Source organism: Streptomyces sp. NPDC056222 (genome assembly GCF_042264065.1).
Classification (GTDB): domain Bacteria; phylum Actinomycetota; class Actinomycetes; order Streptomycetales; family Streptomycetaceae; genus Streptomyces.
This window is the reverse complement of sequence record NZ_JBHJTL010000001.1, coordinates 1-15720: the sequence shown is the minus strand read 5'-3', so window position 1 is coordinate 15720 and position 15720 is coordinate 1. Positions and strand designations below refer to the sequence as shown.

Below are 15720 nucleotides of genomic sequence, written 5' to 3'. Positions count from 1 at the left end.
CCCGCCCCTGGCACCGATCGGAGAACACCCCATGAACCACGACGTCATCGTGCTCGGCGCCGGGCTCGCCGGCCTCGCCGCCGCACGCGACCTCGCCGCGGGCGGAGCCGACGTCCTCGTCGTCGAGGCCCGCGACCGCGTCGGCGGCCGGGTCGAACAGGCCTCGCTGCCCGACGGCCGTCTCGTCCAGCTCGGCGGCGAGGTGGTCGGGCGGGCGCACACCTCCTACATCGGCCTCGTCGGGGAGCTGGGCCTCACCCTTGTCCCCAGTTACGTCGCCGAGCCCGGCGACCTCGTCCGTGCCACCCCGGAAGGGATCTCCGCCGGGGACCCGCCCCACTGGTTCGGTCCCGGGGACGACGCCTGCCACGCGAAGGTCACCGCCGCCTTCTCGGCGCTCGCGGGCAGCGTCGACCCCGATGACCCGTGGGCCCACCCGGACGCCACCGCTCTCGACCGGCTGTCGGTCGGCGACTGGCTGCGCGCGCAGGGCGCGACTTCGGCGGTCGTACGTCTCTGGGAGATCGGTCAACTCGCCCTCGCCGACGGCTCGTACGAACGGACCTCCCTGCTCGCCGCCCTGCGCAAGCACGCGGCCGTGCCCGGACCCGGACACTACGACTACGAGGCGTGGGAGGGGCTGCGCGTGGCCGAGGGATCGGCGACGGTCGCCCTGCGCATGGCGGCGGAGCTCGAGGGCCGGGTACGCACGGGTGCGCCCGTCGAAGCTGTGGCGGTCCGCCGGCCCGGTGGCTGCACGGTCCGCCTCGCGGGTGGCGAGACACTCACGGCGGGCGCCGTCGTCAGCGCCCTTCCCGTCGGTCCGCTCCGCTCGGTCTCCGTCACCGGCGTGACCGACGAGCGCCTCGCCTCGCTCCATCGCCAACGCCACGCCCTCGCCGCCAAGTTCACCGCCGCCTACGCCCGACCCTTCTGGCACGACCGCGGTCTCAGCGGCCTCTCGGAATGCGAAGGGGTCCTCGGCAGCACCTGGCCGCAGAGCGACGGCATACTCTCGGCCCTGGTCCCGCCGGAACGCTACGGCGTCCTGCTCGGCATCCCCGGCCCACTGCGCACGGACGAACTCCTCGCCGACGTCGCCCGGCTCTACGGCGAGGAGGCGCACCGGCCGCTCGCCACGTTCCTGCGGCTGTGGGGCACCGACCCGTGGACCCAGGGGTACGTGACCCAGTGGACGCCCGGGGACGTCATGGCCGTCGGCCCCCGGCACGGCACACACGAACCGCCCTTCTACGTCTGCGGCTCCGACCAGTGGGTGGCCGGCTACATGGAAGGCGCGGTCCGCACCGGACGCGCCGCCGCCGAGGAGGCGCTGCGCCGTGGCTGACACTCTGGAGAACCACATCGGGGGCGAGGACCGCCCGTCCGTCTCCGGCGAGACGATGGAGCTGGTGGACCCCTCCACCGGGCGCGTGCACGGCCACGCGCCGCGCTCCGGCCAGGCGGACACGGACGCCGCCTGCGCCGCGGCGGCGGCCGCGTACACGGAGTGGTCCACGACCACTCCGGCCACCCGGCAGCGCGCCCTGCTCGCCGTGGCGGACGCGATCGAGGCGCACGCGGACGCCCTGACGGCCGCCGAGTCCGGGGACACCGGGAAGCCTCCGGAGCAGTTCCGGACCGAGGAGCTGCCGGCGATCGTCGACACCGTCCGCTACTTCGCCGGAGCGGCCCGGAACCTGCCGGGCGTCGCCGCGGCCGAGTACGCCGAGGGCCGTACGTCACTGCTGCGCCGCGAGCCTGTCGGGGTCTGCGCACAGATCACCCCCTGGAACTACCCGCTGATGATGGCGGCGTGGAAGATCGCCCCTGCCCTCGCCGCCGGGAACACCAGCGTCCTCAAGCCCGCGGACACCACCCCGTCCTCCTCCGTGCTGCTGGCCCGGATCGCGGCGGCCCATCTGCCACCGGGCGTCCTCAACGTGGTCTGCGGCGACCGTGACACGGGCCGGGCCCTCACCGCCCACCGCTCCGTCGCCCTGATCGCGGTCACGGGCAGCGTCCGTGCGGGCCAGGAGATCGCGGCCGCCGCGGCGGCGGGTCTCAAGCGGGTCCACCTGGAGCTGGGCGGCAACGCGCCCGTCATCGTCCATGACGACGTCGACATCGAGTCGACGGCGTCGGCCCTCGCCGCGGTCGCGTTCTACAACGCCGGCCAGGACTGCACCGCCCCGACTCGGTTCCTGGCGCATGAACGGATCCACGACGCGTTCCTGGCGGCCTTTGTGGCGGCGACGCGCGAACTCCGCGTCGGGACGGACCTGGGACCGCTCAACAGCGCGTCGCAACTGGCAGCGGTCCAGGCCCTGTTGGCCCGCGTGCCGGCCCATGCCGAAGTCGTCACCGGCGGCGGGCATGTCCCACGCCCCGGCTTCTTCCACGAACCCACGGTGGTCGCCGGTGTGCGCCAGGACGACGAGATCGTCCAGGAGGAGATCTTCGGCCCGGTGGTGACCGTCCAGCCCTTCAGCGACGAGGCCGAGGCCCTCCACCTCGCGGACGACGTCCGCTTCGGCCTCGCCGCGAGCGTCTGGACCAGGGACCACGACCGCGCGATGCGCGCGACGCGCGCGCTCCACACCGGGATCGTCTGGGTCAACACCCACGGCACGACGGTCTCCGAGATGCCCCATGGCGGAGTCAAACACTCCGGCTACGGCAGTGACCTCTCCATGTCCGGACTCCTGGACTACACGCAGGTCAAGCACGTCATGTTGTAGGTCGGCCGGAGGGCGGTGTCCATCTGCGGTGCGCCGACGGGTCCTGCGTTCACTCGTCACGGTGGACCGATGCCCGGCGTCGTACACGAACAGCGCCAGGTCGGGCAGCGTGGGCACATGCACCCTCGCCACACCGCCGCACCGCTTCTCCTGGCCGCGCTCCTGATCACCACCGGATGTATCTCCCTCCCCCGGACCCCGCCCCCGGCGCCTCCGGCACGACCTGCCGACCTCGCACCCGCCGCCGTACGCCCTCCGGCTCCGGTGGCGGAGTGGCCCGCGCCCCGGCAGGCCGCGCCACGTGAGGCTCTCGAGTCCACCGAACCCGACAAGCAGCAGCACCGGAGCACGCCGCCCCGGCGCCCGGTCCATCCCGACCAGCCTCAGCGGAGGAAGACGACGCACCGCAAGCCCGTGAAGCCCGCCGCACCCGCGCCGAAGAAGCAACGCAAGTCGACACCGAAGCGCACGCCCCAGCAGACGCCGGGAATGCGATCGCTGTGCCGCCAGGCCGACGGTGTCGTCTCACCCGGCATCGTCAGCCTCTGCCGTGACACGTACGGACGCTGAGCCGACAGTGCCGGGACGCCGGCACGTGGCCACTGCCTTCGGCGGCTTCATCCCCCGGTGTGGGCGCACTCGCTGTAGTCGCCGCCGCTGCGGCACCCCACGACGATGCCGGGCTGTTCGGGGGCGGGCCGGTTGCGTTCGTCCTCGTGCTGCTGGCCCGTCACCCCGCCGACGATGATGAGAGCGACGAGCGTTGCCATGATGCCCTGGCTGATCACGGTCACCACGGCCCTGGTCTTCGCGGCGATAGCGGCCGCCACGAAGGCGAGCACACCCACCCCGCCGGCCCAGGGCAGGTAGCCCCACAGCGAATCGGTCGTGCCAGGGTTCGCGGGGTCCAGGGACAACCCCGAGACCACCCACGCCCCCGAAGATCACCACGAGCAGCATCAGCTCAAGGAACATCAGACCGCACCCTGCGCCGATGTCGGCGCCCCTGTCTGGGTGGTCGCCGGTACGGTCGGATCCCATGGAGGGTCGGGTCATGCCCGCCACCATGCCCAATCACGCGGACGGGCGCATGAGTACGGATACTCAGGCGAACATGACGGCCGCGAGTCCTGTGCGCCACCCGCCGGCGGGGGCCGGCACCTGCGAACCCGCGCGGCCGCCCACCAGCAGGGACGTCTCTCAGCTCTTGCTCTCCCCCAGGGGCTTCAGGACCACGCCCTGCAACGCCTTGGCGACCTGGGGGGCGTAGTCCGGGTTCCTGACCCAGACGTACCAGTTGCCCGCGGCCACGATGGTGTGGCTGTACGGGGGTTGGCGTCGGCCGGCGATGGAGTCGCCGATGTCGTCGCGGCTGAACCTCGCCGGATCGAGAACATGGATCTCGTTCTCCACCTCCGCTCCGTCGACCTCGGCCATGCAGTCGAGTCCCGAGCCGAAGTTGGCCTGGGCGCGGCGAAGCAGCTTGCACTCGAGGCCACCCGTGCCCATCGCCTTCATCACGGCGTCCGCCGTGGCGTACTCGGGCCCGGTCGGGACGCCGGTGGGCATCGGCGTCTTCGGGCGGGATCCTCCGCCGGTCTCCGCCGGGCCGCACGCGGTCAGGCCGACCGTGAGCGCGACGGCCGCGAGGGCGAGGGTGATCTTCTTCATGTGTTCAGTCGTTCCCGGGCGGTGTCGGTGGCGGGTTGGGGCTCGGCGACGGTGTGCCCGGCTCGGGTTCACCGCTGCCGGTGCCTGTGGTGGGGCCGCCCGCCGCGTAGATCGGTTCGATGGAGACATGGTGTCCTGCGGGAGTGTCCGATTCCAGTTGCTTGATCGCCTGGGACCGCTCTTCGTCGGTCAGCGCTTCCCACGCCATCGCGTCGTCGAGATGGGGCTGTATCTTGTCCCAGTTCTCGCCGCGGATCTTGATGTCGCCGCCTCGGGCTCCGGATTCGTCACCGTGCTGCTCGTTCTTCTCCCGGACGTCCGGGGTGTCCGCGGCGTAGAGGGTGAACAGCTGCTTGTCGGTGTCGGCGCCGTAGGGCTGCTCCTGGAGCTGCTTGAGGTGGTAGGCGCTCAGCCGGACGTCCTCGTTCGGATTCTCTTCTATGTACTTGGTGAGTTGGGAGTCGTTGAGGTCGCCCAGGTATGTGCCGTCCGCGAGCGTGAAGCGTTCCCTGTTGTTCTCGATGACCGTCCTCGCGGTCTCCAGCTTCATGTGCGTGATGCCGAGCGACTTGTCCGGCTTGATGGTCTGCTGGAGAGTCCAGTCGAAGAACCGGCCGAAGGAGCTGAGCGGTCCGCGCAGGCTGGGGTTGTGGTTCTGGTACCACTGCTGCTCCTGCCAGAGGATGGCGAGGAGGAGCCGCTTGCTCATGCCGGTCTCGCGGGCGGCGCGCTCCACCGCCGCCAGTTGGGCCGGCGACACGTTGATCGGATGCAGCCCGTCGAGGCCGCCCGACAGTCGCAGGGCGATGCTCAACGGGCTGCCGCTGTTGAGCGCTTCCTTGACGAGCTTCGGGTCGGTGATGGCGGTGAGGCCCTCGACGGTCCGCAGGGCGCGTGCTGCCTCGGTATCGGCGCGGGTCGCCTTCGACAGGGCGTCGTCGATGATGCCCTGGGCATGGCGTACCGGTTCCAGGTGTTCGGTGCTGCCCGCGGGCACGGCGACGGCCTTGGCCAGCTGGACCCGTCCGCTGTCGTCGACCTTCAGCTCGTGGGTGCGGGCGTAGTCGAGTGCGCTGGTCAGGTCCCGTTGCGCGTCGGTGATGTCGTCGGCCAGGTCGTCGTAGGCCCGTGCCATGGCTCTGAGGGCCAGAGCCGCCGCCTCGTAGTCGTCGGCGTGCTTCACGAACCGGGTGCGGGCGGCCGTTCCGGTGTCACCCACCCAGCACTGGCGGAGCGTGGACGCGACCTCGTCCCGGGCGTAGGACCCGATTCCTTCGCATTGTTTCGCGGCTGCGACCGCGTCGTCGGCGGCGGACCGCCACTTGTCCGGCTTGGCGCTGCTGAGTTCGTTGACGGAGACCATCAGGCGTCCTCCAGCCAGTCGGCCTGCGCCCTGAGTCGCTGGGCGGTGGAGCCGTCGTCGCTGATCTGCTTGTCCATCGCCGTGGTCAGGGCGGCGGCAGCGTCCTCGACGAGGTCGCCGAGTTCGTGCAGCCGGTTCTGCCAGGCGGTCACACAGTCGTTGCTCGCGGGACCGGCGACCCATCCCGAGTGGAGCTTCCCCACCGCTTCCGCGTCATCGAGCTTGGACTTGTCCTTGGCATCGGAGTTCGCGGTGCGAATGCCGGATGCCTTGGTCCGTATCGGGCCGTCCGTCAGGCCCAGATCCATATCCATCAGGCTGGGCGGCCTCGTGGGCCCACCTCCTGCGGAGGCGAGCTGCATGGACGCGTCCTGCTTGCGGGCGGCTTCGGTCCTGAGCTGCGCCCACTCCTCTTCGAATGACATGTCCCCCCCCCTTTGCACATGCATCAGCAACTGCGGAGTGCCGTTCACGCTACACGTACACCCGTGCGAGTTGCATGAACGTCGTTGTGTCGCACGGGATTTCGCGCTCCGGCGTTGCGTCCGGGACGGCTCGGTGACGGGCCCGGCCGGCGTGCGGTGCTCAGGAGGTCGGTACGCAGGCGTGGTCCCCGGCTTCGCCGAGCTCGAACGGGGCCTCGGATGTCGCGCCGTCGTGGCTCAGTGACAGGGCGATGCTGCCCTTCGTGTAGTCCGGGAACCACACCGCGTACAGCGTCCGTGCCCCGCTCGCGACCGTGCCGACCCGGCGTACTTCCACGGGCGTATCGCCGCAGGTCGCGGAGGTCACCTCCTGGTGGTCCGCGGCGAAGAGTTGTACCCAGCCATCGGTGAAGAGGGTGAAGACCCCCTGAACTCCCCTGGGGGACCGGACGGGCGGGTCCAGGGGGCGGTGGGCGCAGTTCCGTACCCGGACCGCGATCGCGCCGACCGTGGCCGAGCACAGGCGCTGGTCGCGGGTCTCCCAGGCGTAGGCGGCGCCGTCCGGCCACGCCTCCACCAGCATCAGCCCCTGCCGGCCGGGGGCGTCGGCTCCCGTGCCCACCGCAGCGATCAGTTCGGTACGCGTGCGGTCGATCACCTCGGTCAGGTCCGGAGGCGACGGAGACGGCGCGGCGGTCGAGGCCGAGCTGCCGAAGGCGGTCGGCGCGGCGGGGCTGCCGTCGCCGCCCGAGCAGCCCGTCGAGACCGTGAGCAGCAGTACCGCCGCTCCGATGGCAGCGCGAAGTCCGTGTCGCATGAGCGTTCCCCCCTGTATGCGCCCAGGGTCGGGCGCGTACAGGGCATTAGAGCAGGCCCTACGGACACCTGCTCCGGCGGCATCGGTCGCCCGCGGGCCGTGTGCTCACGCCTTCCAGCCGTCCGTCGCGTTCCGGCCGTCCACGAACGTCGACACGACCTCGATGTCCCCGATCCTCGACGGATCCACGCGGTGCGGGTCGTCGCCCAGGACCACGAAGTCGGCGCGCTTGCCCGGGGTGAGGGTGCCGGCGGTGTCGTTCCAGTGCGAGGCGTAGGCGCCGGCGACGGTGTAGGCGCGGACGGCCTCGTCGACGGTGACGGTCTCGTCGGGACCGATGATGCGGCCGGAGGTGGAGGCGCGTTCCACCATGAACTGGATGGCGCGCAGCGGCGCACCGTCCGTGACGGGCCGGTCGGAGCTGGCGACGAGGGTGACGCCGTGGTCGAGGAACGCGCGACCGCGGTACATCCAGGCCGCTCGCTCCTCGCCCATGATCGTCGCGTAGTCGTCGCCGAAGTAGCGCAGGAAGTTGGGCTGGATCACGGCGCTGATTCCGAGGCGGGCCATGCGTGGGAGCTGGTCGGGGCGGATCAGGCCGGCGTGTTCGATGCGATGGCGGGCTTCCGGACGGGGACGGAGGCGCTGCGCCCGCTCCAGTGCGTCAAGGGCGAGGTCGGCCGCCCGGTCGCCGATGGCGTGGACGGCCAGCTGCCAGCCGGCGAGGTGTCCGTCGACGATCAGGTCGGCCAGACGGTCGGGGTCGTCCTGCAACTGGCCTGTCCGGGACGTGCCTTCGTACGGGGAGGTGAGGGCGGCGGTGCGCGCCATCATGCCGCCGTCGGTGTAGATCTTCAGGGCGCCGAGGGAGAGCCAGTCGTCGCCGAAGCCGGTGCGCACCCCGAGGTCCAGGGCGCGCGGGATGCCGTCGTCCGCGTGGGCGCCGAGCGGCCTCAAGGTGTCACCGGCCGCCATGAGCTGGACTCTCAAGGGCAGTCGGCCCTGGTCGCGCAGCAGCTGGTAGGCGCCGAGCTCGACGGGGCTGTGGCCCAGCAGGCCCCCTCCGATGCCGGCCTCCGCGCAGGCGGTCACGCCTTCGGAGAGACAGACTCGGGCGGCGTGCTCGATCGCGTCGGCGAGTTCGGTCTGCGCGTACGGGAGGCGCAGCCGCCGTGCCGCGGTCATGGCGCTCTCCGCCAGGAAGCCGTCCTGGTGGGGGATGTCGGCCGGAAGCATGTCCAGGACGGCGCTGTTGACCACGCAGGCGTGTCCGGAGTCGTGCATGACGAACACCTTGCGACCGTGGCTGACCCGGTCCAGTTCCCTCGCGGTCAGATGGCGGCCCAGGGACCGCTGGTCGTACCCGGCGATGTCCACCCATGCGCCGGGCGAGGCCTTCCGGGAGGCGGCCTCGTCGACGACCGCCAGCACGTCCTCGACGCGTTCGCAGGGTGCGACGCTCGGCGTGCTCGCCTTCAACCCCGTCCAGGCCAGGTGCACATGGCTGTCGATGAACCCGGGCAGCACGGTGGCACCCTGGAGGTCGATCACCTCGCGTGCCGGGAGCGAGGTGACGGCCTCGTCCAGGCCCACGATCCGGCCCCGCCAGATGCCCAGGTCGTGGGCGACGGGACGGTCCGGGTCCATGGTGATGATGTGTGCGTTGGTCAGCCTCGTGCAGAGCATGAGAGGTCCGTCCCTGGGTTAGGAGGATTCGGCAACCGTCATCGCGTCGGCGGCGCCGGCGACCGGCTCGGACGGCTCGTACCGTCTCGGCGCGGCCGGCACCATCAGTGGCGTTCCCGTCTCCGGGTCCTCGATGATCCGGCACGGGAGTCCGAAGACGTCCTGGACGAGCTCGGCCGTCATGACGCTCGCGGGGTGGCCTTCGGCGGCGACCGTGCCGCCGGGCTTCATGACGATGAGGTGGGTGGCGTAGCGGCAGGCCTGGTTCAGGTCGTGCAGGACCGCGACGATGGTGTGGCCCTTGCGTGCGTGCAACTCCGCGCACAGGTCGAGGACTTCGACCTGGTGGGCGATGTCGAGGAAGGTCGTCGGTTCGTCGAGGAGCAGGATGGACGTCTGCTGGGCGAGCACCATCGACAGCCATACGCGCTGGCGCTGGCCGCCGGAGAGGTCGTCGACGGGCCGGTCGGCGAGGTCGAGGACGCCGGTCTGCCGCATTGCCTCGACCACGGCCGCCTCGTCCTCGGCGGACCACTGCTTCAGCATCCGCTGGTGGGGATAGCGTCCACGGGCCACGAGGTCGCCGACCGTGATTCCGCCGGGCGCCGTGGAGGCCTGCGGGAGCAGGCCGAGTCTGCGGGCGACTTCACGGGAGCGGTACGAGGCGATGGCGGCGCCGTCGAGGTAGACCTGCCCGGCTCGGGGCTTGAGCATCCGCGCGAGCGCGGTGAGCAGGGTCGACTTGCCGCAGGCGTTCGGCCCGATGATCACCGTGAAGGAGCGGTCCGGGATGTCGACTCCGAGACCGGTGGCCACGACGCGCTGGTCGTAGGAGAGCGTCAGGTCCTCCGCCCGCAGGCGAGGAGCGTGACGCTCCGCCCCGGGCGTACCGGTCGTGTCGATCGTGTGCGTCATGCCCGTCATACGCGGCTCTTTCGGGACTCGGTGACCAACAGCCAGATGAGATACAGCCCGCCGATGATGCCGGTCGCCGTACCGACCGGGAGGAGTGCGGGGGCGAAGAGGCGCTGCGCGAGGAGATCGCTCGCGGTCAGCAGCAGGGCGCCCATGAGCGCGGCGGGCAGCAGCGCGGGCCCGGACGCACCCGTCAGCTTTCGGGCGAGTTGGGGCGCCGCCAGGGCGATGAACCAGATGGGGCCGGTCACGGCGGTGGCGAAGGCGGCCAGAGCCACGCTGATGACCAGCAACGCCGTGCGCGTGCGGGCCACGCCCACACCGAGCGCCATGGCCGTGGTGTCGCCCATCTCCACCATCGAGAGGCGACGCGAGAGGGCGAGGGCGAGCGGGAGCAGTACGGCGACGGCGACGAGTATGGCGTTGGCGTGCGGCCAGCCCCGGTTGCTCAGACTGCCGATCAGCCAGGCCTGGGCCTCCAGGGCCTCCTGCCAGGTCGCCCGGGTGATCAGGTACGAGTTGACGGCGAGGAGCAGGGCGCTGACGCCGATGCCGACGACCACCAGCCGGAAGCCCTGCAGGCCCCTGCCCAGCATGAGGAGATACATGACGACGGCGGTGGCCAGTCCACCGATCAGTGCGCCGACGGCGATCTGGGTCATGCTGCCGTGCAGCACGATGATGACCACGAGCGCCCCGACGGCCGAGCCGTTGGTGAAGCCGATGATGTCCGGGCTGCCCAGGGCGTTGCCGGTGAGGCTCTGCAGGATCGCCCCGCTGACGGCGAGCGCCGCGCCGACGCACATCGCGGTCAGCAGGCGTGGCATGCGCAGGGTGTTGACGATGAAGTCCGCGCCACCCGAGCCGTTGCCCACCACGGCCTGGAGCACTTCGCCGACGCTCAGTTCGTAGTCGCCGCTCGTCAGCGTGACGACCATTCCGACCATGAGCAGGGCGACCATGGCCGTCGTGACGGCCAAGGTCCGGCCCTGGACGCGGACGGACAGACCGCCCTTCCGGGTGCGCAGGACCAGACCGCTGATCACGCGCGCCTCGCGCGTGGTCGTGGCGCCGGAGGCGTCGGTCTCCCGTACGGGACTTACGGGGCTCACAGCATCACCAGCTTCCGTCGGCGGCACAGCGCGATGAACAGCGGCGCGCCGAGGACCGCGGTGACGATCCCGACCTGGAGCTCGCCCGGCGCACCGAGCACGCGGCCGAGGACGTCCGCGCCGATCAACATGACGGGTGCGAGCAGCATCGAGTACGTGAGCACCCAGCGCTGGTCGGGGCCGACGACGAACCGGGCGACGTGCGGGACCGCGAGCCCGACGAAGCCGATCGGCCCCGCCGCGGCGGTGGCGGCGCCGCACAGCAGCATGACCGCGACGGCGCCGAGGGCACGGGTACGGCCGACGTTCAGCCCCAGGGCCCGGCCGACCTGGTCGCCCATCGCGAGGGCGTTGAGTGCCGGGGCGAGTACGAGGGCGATCAGCAGGCCCACGGCGACGAACGGCAGGATGACCCACACGACATCGAAGTAGCGGCCCGACAGTGATCCCACCGTCCAGAAGCGGAACTGGTCGAAGGCGCGCGGATTGAGCAGCAGTACCGCCCAGTTGAAGGCGTAGAGCACGGCGGTGACCGCCGCGCCCGCGACGACCAGGCGTTCGGGTGTGGCCAGTTTCCGCCCGGAGGAACCCAGCAGGTAGACGGCGACCGACGCCACGGCCGTGCCGAGGAAGGCGAACCACACGTACCCGAGGACGGATCCGACGCCGAGGAACGCGATGGCCACGACGACGCCGGCGGAGGCGCCCAGGCTGATGCCGAGCATGCCGGGGTCGGCGAGCGGATTGCGTGTCAAGGCCTGCATCAGTGCCCCGGACAGGCCGAGTGCCATGCCGACGAGCAGTCCGAGGAGGGTCCTGGGGATGCGGTAGTCATGGATGATGATCGAGGTCTCCGAACCGTCCGGATTCCACAGCACGCTCCACGTCGCGGTGAACGGGATGCCTCGGGTGCCCACCCAGACACTGAGCAGCGCGACCACCACAAGGGCACCGAGCAGTACGAGGAGCCCCGTACCCCGGAGGGCGGTCGCGCCTCTGCCGGTTCGAGGGAGGGCCGCAGGGGCCGCCTGCTCTTCGGACACCGCCCGGGCTTCCACCGACAACGACGACTCCCCTGGTGTCAACTCAGGTGTACCGCACGACATGGGCCGTTCCGACGAGGATGCAACTGCGACGGATCGACGGAACTTAGGTAAGGCTAAGTGAATGCGGCAGGGCGGTCAACGTGCGGCACTCGGCGACGAGTCGGACAACTCTCCATCCCGGCCGCGACCTTGACCGGTGAGGTCGGGTCGACAATGGGGCCCGGGGCCCTCCCCCAAAGGATCTACTTAGTATAGCCTTACCTAACTATTCCCCATGTTCACGGAGGAGAGCCGTATGTCAGCCGAAGGGCCGACGGGAGGACACGTCCTCCGCGAGGCGATCAGAGGGGAACGCCGCCGGGTCGTCGCGGCCTCCCTGCTGGGCATGACCCACCAGGTGTGCGAGGCGCTCGTCCCTGTCGTCATCGGCGTCATCATCGACACCGCGGTGTCGACCGGATCCTCCGGCACACTGCTGCGTTGGCTCCTGGTCCTCGCGGGGCTCTTCCTCGTCCTGTCCACGTGCTACCGCACCAGTGCCCGGATCACCGAGGGCGCCGGCGAGCACGCCGCGCACCGACTGCGGCTCCGGCTCACCACACGGGTGCTCGACCCCCGGGGCGGCGCCGACGCCAACCGGCTGCCGGGCGCGCTCACCAGCATCGCCACCAACGACGCCCGCCGCGTGGGGTCGGTGGCGACCGTCCTCACCTACGGGCTCGCCGCCCTCGCCGCCCTCGCGGTCAGTGCGATCGCGCTCCTGCGGATCTCCGTCCCCCTCGGCCTGCTCGTCCTGCTCGGCATCCCGCCGCTGCTCTGGCTCGGACACCGCATCAGCCTCCCGCTCGAGCGACGCAGCGAGGCCGAGCAGGAGCGTGCGGCGCATGCCTCCGGAGTCGCCGCCGACCTGGTCACCGGCCTGCGCGTGCTCAAGGGCATGGGCGCCGAGTCCGCCGCCGTGGACCGCTACCGCGAGACCAGCCAGGACTCTCTGGCCGCGGCGCTGCGGGCGGCCCGGAGCCGAGCCGGCCACGAAGGCGCCGTTCTCGCCCTGACCGGGGTCTTCATCGCGCTCATCGGACTGGTGGGCGCCTATCTCGCGATGCGGGGCTCCATCAGCGTCGGCGACCTGGTGGCCGCGGTCGGGCTCGCGCAGTTCCTGCTGGGTCCCTTCCAGCTTCTGACCTACGTCAACGCCGAGTTCGCCCAGGGCCGCGCGTCCGCCCGCCGGATCGCGGAGGTGCTGGCCTCGCCCGCCGCCGTGGAAGGCGGAGAGGAGACGCCCGCCGAAGCGGCGGGGCTCCTCACCCTGCGGGGCGTCTCGCTGGGCACCCTGCGCTCGTTGGACCTCGACATCCACCCCGGCAGCGTGACGGGCATCGTCACCCGGGACCCGGCCGCCGCCGGCGATCTGCTGCGCTGCCTGTCCCGGGAGACCGACCCCGTCGACGGAGTCGTCGCGCTCGACGGCGTGCCGCTGACCGACCTCGACCCCGACGCCCTGCGCCGCCACATCCTGGTCGCCCACCACGACGCCGACCTGTTCGAGAGCAGTCTCCTGGACAACGTACGCGCCGGATCCGGGACGACCGCGGTCGAGGATGCGCTGCGGGCGTCGGCCGCCGACGAGGTCGCGCGGCTGCTGCCCGAGGGTGAGGACACGGTGCTCGCCGAGCGCGGTCGCTCCCTCTCCGGCGGACAGCGACAGCGCGTGGCGCTCGCCCGGGCGCTCGCCGCCGACCGGCGCGTCCTGGTGCTGCACGACCCGACCACCGCCGTGGACACGGTGACCGAGTCCCGTATCGCCTCCCGCCTGCGCGAAGTCCGCAAGGGCCGCACCACGGTCCTCGTCACGACCAGCCCGGCGCTCCTCGCGGTCGCCGACCGCGTGGTGGTCCTCGACGACGGCGCCGTGACGGCCGAGGGCCGGCACGCCGAACTGGCCGCCGCCGACGCGACGTACCGGGCGGTGGTCCTCGCATGACGTCCGGACACACCACGGCCCGCGACACGACGGACGAAGCGACGGACGGGCCCGGCTCCAACGCGCGACGACAGGACGAACCACCCGCGAGAGAGACAGAGGCGGAAGAGGCCATGACCGCACCCGGCACCGAGCGCGCACTCCTGCCCACCGCAACCGGTGCCGAGAGCCTCGCCGCGCTCCGCACGATGCTGCGCGGACACGGCGTCCTCGCGGTGGTCGCGTTCACCGTCCTTGTCGCGGGAACCGGCATCGGCCTGCTCACGGCCCCCCTGCTCGGCCACATCGTCGACCTGGTCGTGGAGAAGCAGGGGGCGCAGGCGCTGACGGTCCCGCTGGTCCTGCTGATCGTGGTCGCCCTGACGCGCGGCGCGGCCACCGCGCTCGGCAGCGCGCTCGTCGCGCGTCTCGGCGAGACCGTGCTCGCGACGCTGCGGGAGCGGTTCATCGAACGGGCGTTGCGGCTGCCGCTCGAACGGGTCGAGGCAGCCGGCTCGGGCGACCTTGTCTCCCGCGTCACCAGCGACGTCTCCGTGATCGCGAAGTCGGTGCGCCAGGCGCTGCCCGAGTTCTCCCGCTCCGCCCTCACCATCGTCCTGACCCTCGTCGGTCTCGCCGTCCTCGACTGGCGGTTCCTGCCGGCCGCGCTGCTGGCCATGCCGGTGCAGGTGCTCTCCGTACGCTGGTACCTGCGGCGCGCCGCGCCCGTCTACGCCGAACACCGCGTCGCCACCGGTGCGTTGCAGCACCAGCTGCTCGACAGTGTCGGAGGGGTGCGGACCGTGCGGGCCTTCCGGCTGAGCGACAGCCACACCGGTCTCCTCGACGAGCGGTCGCGGGCGGCGCGCGATCTCGCGCTGCGCGGCATCCACATCGTCACCGGGTTCTTCTCGCGGCTGAACCTGGCGGAGTTCATCGGACTGGCGGCGGTCCTGGGCACCGGATTCGTGCTCGTGGACAACCGCTCGGTGAGCATCGGTACGGCGACGGCCGCCGCGCTGTACTTCCACAGCCTCTTCAACCCGGTCAACGCCGCCCTGTTCCTCCTCGACGACGCGCAGTCCGCGGGCGCCAGCTTCGCCCGCCTCGTCGGGGTGTCGAACCTCCCGGCGGAGAGCGCGCCACAACGGCCCGGCACGCCGGTGGACGGCTCGGTCAAGGTCAGCGCCCTCAGCCACTCCTACGTCCCCGGACACGTGGTGCTCCGCGACGTCGACCTGGAGGTGCGCAGCGGAGAGCGCGTCGCGCTCGTGGGCGCGAGCGGGGCGGGCAAGACCACCCTGGCCAAGCTCGTGGCCGGTGTCCACGAGCCGGACGGCGGGCAGATCTCGCTGGGCGGGGTGGACACGCGGGAGCTGGGTGCCGAGGGCGTACGGCGTGCGGTGACGCTGATCAGCCAGGAGGTCCATGTGTTCGCCGGCCCGCTCGCGGAGGACCTGCGGCTGGCACGGCCCGAGGCCACCGACGACGATCTGCGTGCGGCGCTGGACCGGGTCGGGGCCCTGGAGTGGGCCGAGGCGCTCCCCGACGGCCTCGCCACCGTCGTGGGCGAGGGCGGGCACCAGCTCACGGTGAGCCAGGCCCAGCATCTGGCCCTGGCCCGCCTTGTGCTCGCCGACCCTCCGATCGCCATCCTCGACGAGGCCACCGCCGACGCGGGCAGCGCGGGCGCCCGGGTCCTGGAGACCGCCGCGCTGCAGGCGCTGGAGGGCCGTACGGGCCTGGTGGTGGCCCATCGGCTCCCCCAGGCGGCCACCGCGGACCGCGTGGTCGTCCTGGACGACGGCCGGGTGGTCGAGACCGGCACCCACGAGGAGCTGGTGGCGGCCGGCGGCCGCTACGCGTCCCTCTGGGCCGCCTGGTCGAACAGCCGGCAGGAGTCGACCGAGCAGGGAGCCACGAAGGGGTGACGGCGGGGCGCTCACAACGCCGTCACAGAACGAAGCCGCCCGCGGGGAAG

14 protein-coding genes are annotated in these 15720 nt (G+C 71.7%); 5 read left to right on the top strand and 9 right to left on the bottom strand.

The window, feature by feature from the left end; translation table 11 throughout:
• Positions 1–31 precede the first annotated feature (31 nt).
• From ACFC0D_RS00070 to ACFC0D_RS00060, 3 genes are all read left to right on the top strand, one after another.
• Positions 32–1348 (top strand): flavin monoamine oxidase family protein, encoded by a 1317-nt coding sequence (locus tag ACFC0D_RS00070; protein WP_376429921.1) that lies wholly within the window; start codon positions 32–34, stop codon positions 1346–1348.
• Positions 1341–2741, top strand: coding sequence for an aminobutyraldehyde dehydrogenase (locus ACFC0D_RS00065; RefSeq protein ID WP_376429919.1), 1401 nt, complete (start codon positions 1341–1343; stop codon positions 2739–2741). The genes ACFC0D_RS00070 and ACFC0D_RS00065 overlap by 8 nt, the downstream gene beginning before the upstream one ends.
• Positions 2742–2810: 69 nt before the next feature.
• On the top strand, positions 2811–3311 hold the full coding sequence (locus ACFC0D_RS00060; RefSeq protein WP_376429917.1) for a hypothetical protein: 501 nt from the start codon (positions 2811–2813) through the stop codon (positions 3309–3311).
• Between the two features lie 47 nt (positions 3312–3358).
• Here the strand turns inward: ACFC0D_RS00060 and ACFC0D_RS00055 are convergent, their stop codons facing one another.
• From ACFC0D_RS00055 to ACFC0D_RS00015, 9 genes are all read right to left on the bottom strand, one after another.
• On the bottom strand, positions 3359–3670 hold the full coding sequence (locus tag ACFC0D_RS00055; RefSeq protein WP_376429915.1) for a DUF6234 family protein: 312 nt from the start codon (positions 3668–3670) through the stop codon (positions 3359–3361).
• A 271-nt stretch (positions 3671–3941) separates the two neighbouring features.
• Positions 3942–4412, bottom strand: coding sequence for a hypothetical protein (locus ACFC0D_RS00050; RefSeq protein WP_376429914.1), 471 nt, complete (start codon positions 4410–4412; stop codon positions 3942–3944).
• A 4-nt stretch (positions 4413–4416) separates the two neighbouring features.
• Complete coding sequence (locus ACFC0D_RS00045) at positions 4417–5775, bottom strand: hypothetical protein (RefSeq protein WP_376429912.1); 1359 nt, start codon at positions 5773–5775, stop codon at positions 4417–4419.
• Entirely contained in the window at positions 5775–6200 is a 426-nt protein-coding gene (locus ACFC0D_RS00040) for a hypothetical protein (protein WP_376429910.1), read from the bottom strand. Before ACFC0D_RS00040 ends, ACFC0D_RS00045 begins: the two co-directional genes overlap by 1 nt.
• A 160-nt stretch (positions 6201–6360) precedes the next feature.
• Entirely contained in the window at positions 6361–7017 is a 657-nt protein-coding gene (locus ACFC0D_RS00035) for a hypothetical protein (RefSeq protein WP_376429908.1), read from the bottom strand.
• Positions 7018–7122: 105 nt separating this feature from the next.
• The gene (locus tag ACFC0D_RS00030) at positions 7123–8703 is read right to left on the bottom strand and encodes an amidohydrolase (RefSeq protein WP_376429906.1); all 1581 of its coding nucleotides are present in this window, start codon (positions 8701–8703) and stop codon (positions 7123–7125) included.
• Between the two features lie 18 nt (positions 8704–8721).
• Positions 8722–9618 carry an ABC transporter ATP-binding protein gene (locus tag ACFC0D_RS00025; protein ID WP_376430339.1) on the bottom strand — a complete coding sequence of 299 codons (897 nt, stop codon included), beginning with the start codon at positions 9616–9618 and terminating at the stop codon, positions 8722–8724.
• Positions 9619–9623: 5 nt separating this feature from the next.
• Entirely contained in the window at positions 9624–10730 is a 1107-nt protein-coding gene (locus tag ACFC0D_RS00020) for a FecCD family ABC transporter permease (protein WP_376429904.1), read from the bottom strand.
• Positions 10727–11836 carry a FecCD family ABC transporter permease gene (locus ACFC0D_RS00015; RefSeq protein ID WP_376429902.1) on the bottom strand — a complete coding sequence of 370 codons (1110 nt, stop codon included), beginning with the start codon at positions 11834–11836 and terminating at the stop codon, positions 10727–10729. The genes ACFC0D_RS00020 and ACFC0D_RS00015 overlap by 4 nt, the downstream gene beginning before the upstream one ends.
• Before the next feature lie 235 nt (positions 11837–12071).
• Here ACFC0D_RS00015 and ACFC0D_RS00010 point away from each other — a divergent pair, with 235 nt between their 5' ends.
• Positions 12072–13760, top strand: coding sequence for an ABC transporter ATP-binding protein (locus ACFC0D_RS00010; protein WP_376429900.1), 1689 nt, complete (start codon positions 12072–12074; stop codon positions 13758–13760).
• Positions 13757–15670, top strand: coding sequence for an ABC transporter ATP-binding protein (locus ACFC0D_RS00005; protein ID WP_376429898.1), 1914 nt, complete (start codon positions 13757–13759; stop codon positions 15668–15670). The genes ACFC0D_RS00010 and ACFC0D_RS00005 overlap by 4 nt, the downstream gene beginning before the upstream one ends.
• The last annotated feature ends 50 nt before the right edge of the window (positions 15671–15720 follow it).

What these genes read in the sequence shown, in the direction of transcription:
- ACFC0D_RS00050 (WP_376429914.1), bottom strand. Translation starts at nt 4,412, where the DNA reads ATGAAGAAGATCACCCTCGCCCTCGCGGCCGTCGCGCTCACGGTCGGC.
- ACFC0D_RS00030 (WP_376429906.1), bottom strand. Translation starts at nt 8,703, where the DNA reads ATGCTCTGCACGAGGCTGACCAACGCACACATCATCACCATGGACCCG.
- ACFC0D_RS00015 (WP_376429902.1), bottom strand. Translation starts at nt 11,836, where the DNA reads ATGTCGTGCGGTACACCTGAGTTGACACCAGGGGAGTCGTCGTTGTCG.
- ACFC0D_RS00070 (WP_376429921.1), top strand. Translation starts at nt 32, where the DNA reads ATGAACCACGACGTCATCGTGCTCGGCGCCGGGCTCGCCGGCCTCGCC.
- ACFC0D_RS00010 (WP_376429900.1), top strand. Translation starts at nt 12,072, where the DNA reads ATGTCAGCCGAAGGGCCGACGGGAGGACACGTCCTCCGCGAGGCGATC.
- ACFC0D_RS00060 (WP_376429917.1), top strand. Translation starts at nt 2,811, where the DNA reads ATGCCCGGCGTCGTACACGAACAGCGCCAGGTCGGGCAGCGTGGGCAC.
- ACFC0D_RS00045 (WP_376429912.1), bottom strand. Translation starts at nt 5,775, where the DNA reads ATGGTCTCCGTCAACGAACTCAGCAGCGCCAAGCCGGACAAGTGGCGG.
- ACFC0D_RS00035 (WP_376429908.1), bottom strand. Translation starts at nt 7,017, where the DNA reads ATGCGACACGGACTTCGCGCTGCCATCGGAGCGGCGGTACTGCTGCTC.
- ACFC0D_RS00040 (WP_376429910.1), bottom strand. Translation starts at nt 6,200, where the DNA reads ATGTCATTCGAAGAGGAGTGGGCGCAGCTCAGGACCGAAGCCGCCCGC.
- ACFC0D_RS00005 (WP_376429898.1), top strand. Translation starts at nt 13,757, where the DNA reads ATGACGTCCGGACACACCACGGCCCGCGACACGACGGACGAAGCGACG.
- ACFC0D_RS00025 (WP_376430339.1), bottom strand. Translation starts at nt 9,618, where the DNA reads ATGACGCACACGATCGACACGACCGGTACGCCCGGGGCGGAGCGTCAC.